Below are 4,433 nucleotides of genomic sequence, written 5' to 3'. Positions count from 1 at the left end.
GTCATGCGCTGCAGCACCGAGGCTATCCTGCGATCGGGATCCTGCTTCTGCAGATCGTGGATGATCCTGATGAGCACGCCGACGCCGTTCAGGAGATTCTGGCAGAAATTGCGAATGACCGTCGGATCGGCAGCCGTCATCTGGGCCATCTGGTCAAGGGGCAGATGCATCGCCCAGCTCTCGGTCACTGCGCGCAGTTCGAGCCGCCTCGGCTGGCGGATCAGATAGCTGTCTTCGCCGGTCCAGGCACCAGGCACGCCCATGTGGATTAACTGCGGAGCATCGCTTTGCGGAGCGGTATTGACGGCAACGACGCCGCTTACAAGGCCATAGATGCCCCCAAGGTCGTCGCCGAAGTGATAAATGACCTCGTCAGGCGCGAAACGGAGCAGGATGGAGCGTCGCAAAACCTCGCTCCGGAAAGCCTCAGGTTGTGTAGACAGCCATCCGTTTTCACGGAGGATGGCCTCTGCGTTTGTTCGTTTGATCAAGATCGCGCTCATGAATCACAGCCTCGCATAGAACCGAGAAGCGCTCCGCCTAGACGGGTTGGCCTAGTCATCTTCGGTTGAAAAGAGCCGTAGCTTCTCGGGATTGAGGATGGTGACCGACCGATAGCCAGTCTTCAGCCATCCGTAGTCCGCAAAACGCTTCAAGGCGGCATTGACCTGCCTGCGCGACGCGCGGGCTACGGTGCCGATCTCGGACTGCGTCAACGGGAGGGGATGCTCCCCGATCCACCGCGCCCGCTGTAGAACGGAGGCAATCCTGCGATCGGGATCGACCCTCTGCAGGTCATGGATCACTCTGATGAGCGCGTCGACATTGGTCATGACGATCTGGCCGAAGTTGTAAGCGACCATCGGGTCGGCATCGGCCATTTCGTCCATCTGCTCAAGGGGCAGGTACATGAGCCAGGTCTCGACCAGGGCGCGTAGTTCGACGCTCCGCGGCTGGCGTGCTAGGAAGCAGCCTTCTCCGGCCCAGGCACCAGGCGCGCCGATATTGATCAACTGCGGGATGTGGTCTGGCTGAGCGGTGTTTATCATCGCCGTGCCGCTGACGAGGCCATAGATGCCTCCCAGTTCGTCGCCGAAGCCAAAAATCAGCTCGCCTGGCGCAAGATTCACAAGGATTGAGCGCCGCAGGACCTCCTTCTGGAAAGCCTCGGGCTGATAGGACAGCCATCCATTCTGCAGGAGAATGGCCTCGGCGGCGTCTCTTTTGATCAATCGCGGGCTCATATGGAGCCCATAGCACATTCAAACTAAGAGATTGTTCCAGCGGTACAGTCTCGCTCCACGGATCCGCGCATGTCCTGCCGCGGAGAATCAATCGGAGCCTGTACTTTGGCTCCATTGTTGCCGCCGCGGTCGATCTTCTAACTTCAGTGCCGCCCTTGGCTGCTGATCTCGCGTTTGCCCCTCCTCCGACACTGCTGTCCAACGGACCGAGCTTTTCCTTCACCGGCTATGCCTGGGCTGCCTCGCTCGACAGGCGAGCTTCCTCCTTGCCGCCTCTCCCCGCGGCCAATCTCGGCCTCAGCTTCGGCGATACTCTGCCGCTCCGTACGTCATTCGTATGGCCGGTACGTCTGCCGCTCCGCCGTATCAGCCAAGGCGCATCTGGTCCGCGCGGCCTGCTCGGGGCGACACAATGAATCTCGTGAAATGTACGACCGGGACAATCTCAATCGCCATACCCGGTATGGGTTTGCGCGGGTCGCGAGTGCGCTCGCGATCGTGATGTAGCTTGACGGGAAGGCTGGCAACGCAGGCTGAGACGGCTCAGACGGATTTGTCATCGGAGAGTGCGCGCGTCGGCATGATTTTCGTGCGTGCCGGAACTTTCTGGATGGGCTCAGATCAATGGAGAAATGAATGAAACCGCCTCCTAGTCACCGTTTCAGAGCGCGCTTTTTAGGCGTAGGCACGACGCTCTTGATGTTGGGATCACCCTTGGCAGCCCAGGAATCGCTGCCGTTTCCGCCAATGCCCTCAGGGAGCAAGGCCGGTCCGACGATCGCGGAGTCGACCTACAGCCCCCTGCCGGCGAAGTCGCATCTCCCGGCCAACGCGCCGAACATCGTCGTGATCATGCTCGACGACGTTGGTCCGGCGCTTCCGAGCACCTTCGGCGGCGTGATCGATACACCCACGTTGAGCCGCGTTGCCGGAGACGGGATCACCTATAACCGCTTCCACAACGCCGCGATGTGCTCACCCACCCGAGCGGCACTGCTGACCGGGCGCAATCACCACCGCGTCGGCTACGGCCAGATCGCCGAACTGGCGAACGACTGGGATGGCTATTCCGGCCGGATCCCGCGCACATCCGCAACCGCGGCCAAGGTCCTAGGCTATTATGGCTACGCGACCAGCGCCTTCGGAAAATGGCACAACACGCCGGCCAACGAGACCAYGGCCGTCGGTCCCTATACGAACTGGCCTGCGGGTCAGGGGATCGGATTCGACTACTTCTACGGCTTCCTTGCGGGAGAATCCTCGCAATGGGAGCCTGCGGTCGTCGAAAACACGGTTCGGGTGAATCCGTCTGAAGGCAAGACGGAATATCACTTCACCGAAGACATGACCGACAAGGCCGTCTCATGGATGAAGCAGGTCCACGCGCTGACGCCAGAGCGGCCGTTCTTCATGTATTGGGCCCCCGGCGCTTCCCATGGTCCGCATCACATCTTCAAGGAATGGGCGGACAAGTATAAGGGCCAATTCGACGACGGCTGGGACGTCATGCGCGAGCGCGTCTTTGCCCGCCAGAAGGAACTCGGCTGGATCCCGAAAGACACCGAGCTGACGCCGCGGCCGACGACGCTTGCCGCATGGGCCGATATTCCTGAGGATGAAAAGCCATTCCAGCGCAGGCTCATGGAAGTGTTCGCCGGATACACCGAGCATGCCGACGCCCAAGCCGGCCGGTTGATCGATGCCCTGGACGAGCTCGGCATCCGCGACAACACGCTCGTCTTTTATATCTGGGGCGATAACGGCTCGAGTGCGGAAGGCCAGAACGGCACGATCAGTGAGCTCCTGGCGCAGAATGGCATTCCTTCCGAGATCAAGGATCACATTCGCACCATGAACGAGCTCGGTGGCCTGGATGTGCTCGGCTCGCCCAAGGTGGACAACATGTATCATGCCGGCTGGGCTTGGGCTGGCTCCACCCCATACCGGTCGACCAAGCTGATTGCCGCGCATTTTGGTGGAACCCGCACGCCGCTCGCAGTGTCCTGGCCAAGCAGGATCAAGGCCGACACGACCCCGCGTTCGCAATTCCATCACGTCAACGATATCGTGCCGACGATCTACGACATCCTGAGCATCACGCCGCCGAAGCTTGTCGACGGCGTGAGCCAGGATCAGATCGACGGCACCAGCATGACCTATTCCTTCGCGTCTCCGACGGCGCCGGAACACAAAAAGGAACAGTATTTCGAGGTCATGGGCAGTCGTGCCTACTACAAGGACGGTTGGATGGCTTCCGCATTCGGGCCGAGAGTGCCTTGGCAAGCAGGCGTCGATCCTTCGATCATGAAATGGTCGCCAAAGGACGATGTTTGGGAGCTCTATGATCTCAAGAAGGATTTCTCCCAGGCGAAGGACATCGCCGCCGCGAATCCAGACAAGCTCATTGAGCTGAAGAACGGGTTCGAGGTCAGCGCGAACGACAACAAGGTCTATCCGGTTGGCGGGGGGTTATGGTCCGCAGTCTTCCACCCGGAAGACGCACCATCCAATCCGGCCAAGACGTTCGAGTACACGCAGGAGGTCGTTGGCGTTCCCGAGTTCACCGCACCGCGACTGGGATCGCGCAGCAATCTTGTCACGATTGATGCGGATCTAGAGCCCGACTCGAAGGGTGTACTCTACGCGCTCGGTGCCGTCTCAGGCGGTGTCGCCCTTTGGATCGAGAACGGGAAGCTCAACTACGAGTACAATCTGTTCGAGATCGAACGGACGCAGTTGCAAACCTCCGCACCACTCCCGACAGGAAAAGTAAAAATCGAGGTCGAAACCCGCAAGGCTGACGGCATCCGCCCCGCGCCTCTCGACATCGTCATCCGCGTTGACGGCAAAGAGGTCAGCAAGGGGCGTGTCCCACGCTCGACAGCGATCACCTTTACCGCAAATGACGCCTTTGACGTCGGCCGGGACAGCTATTCCCCTGTCTCACTCGCGTATTTCGACCGCAAGCCGTTCGCCTTCAATGGCAAGATCCGGCATCTGAAGGTCGATTACCTGAACTAAGCGCCGACCGGCTGGAGGTGGCGAGCAAGGCTCTCGCCGCCTCTTTCTTGGCAATGCTGGGCATCAACGTCTGAGGCAGCCATTTGAGGATGCTCGCCTGACGAGGGAAAAACTACGGTCTCGGCCTACCCCTTCTGCGGGGAGCCCCCCAACGCCCCTGTAGGGCGT

At 60.3% G+C, this 4,433-nt stretch carries 3 protein-coding genes; 1 reads left to right on the top strand and 2 read right to left on the bottom strand.

Annotated features, from left to right (window positions below):
- Positions 1–407, bottom strand: a 407-nt coding sequence (locus AC1DUU_RS24360; protein WP_476785953.1) for a Crp/Fnr family transcriptional regulator, incomplete at its 3' end; no start/stop codon positions are given.
- Positions 408–554: 147 nt separating this feature from the next.
- Positions 555–1,232 carry a Crp/Fnr family transcriptional regulator gene (locus AC1DUU_RS24355; RefSeq protein ID WP_476785952.1) on the bottom strand — a complete coding sequence of 226 codons (678 nt, stop codon included), beginning with the start codon at positions 1,230–1,232 and terminating at the stop codon, positions 555–557.
- A gap of 648 nt (positions 1,233–1,880) precedes the next feature.
- On the opposite strand from AC1DUU_RS24355, the gene AC1DUU_RS24350 reads away from it, so the two are divergent.
- Positions 1,881–4,265, top strand: coding sequence for an arylsulfatase (locus AC1DUU_RS24350; protein WP_476785951.1), 2,385 nt, complete (start codon positions 1,881–1,883; stop codon positions 4,263–4,265).
- Positions 4,266–4,433 lie beyond the last annotated feature (168 nt).

This window comes from Aminobacter sp. P4_H6_2, assembly GCF_056400805.1.
Note: the sequence above shows the minus strand (reverse complement) of the source record. Positions and strands in the feature narration are given on the sequence as shown.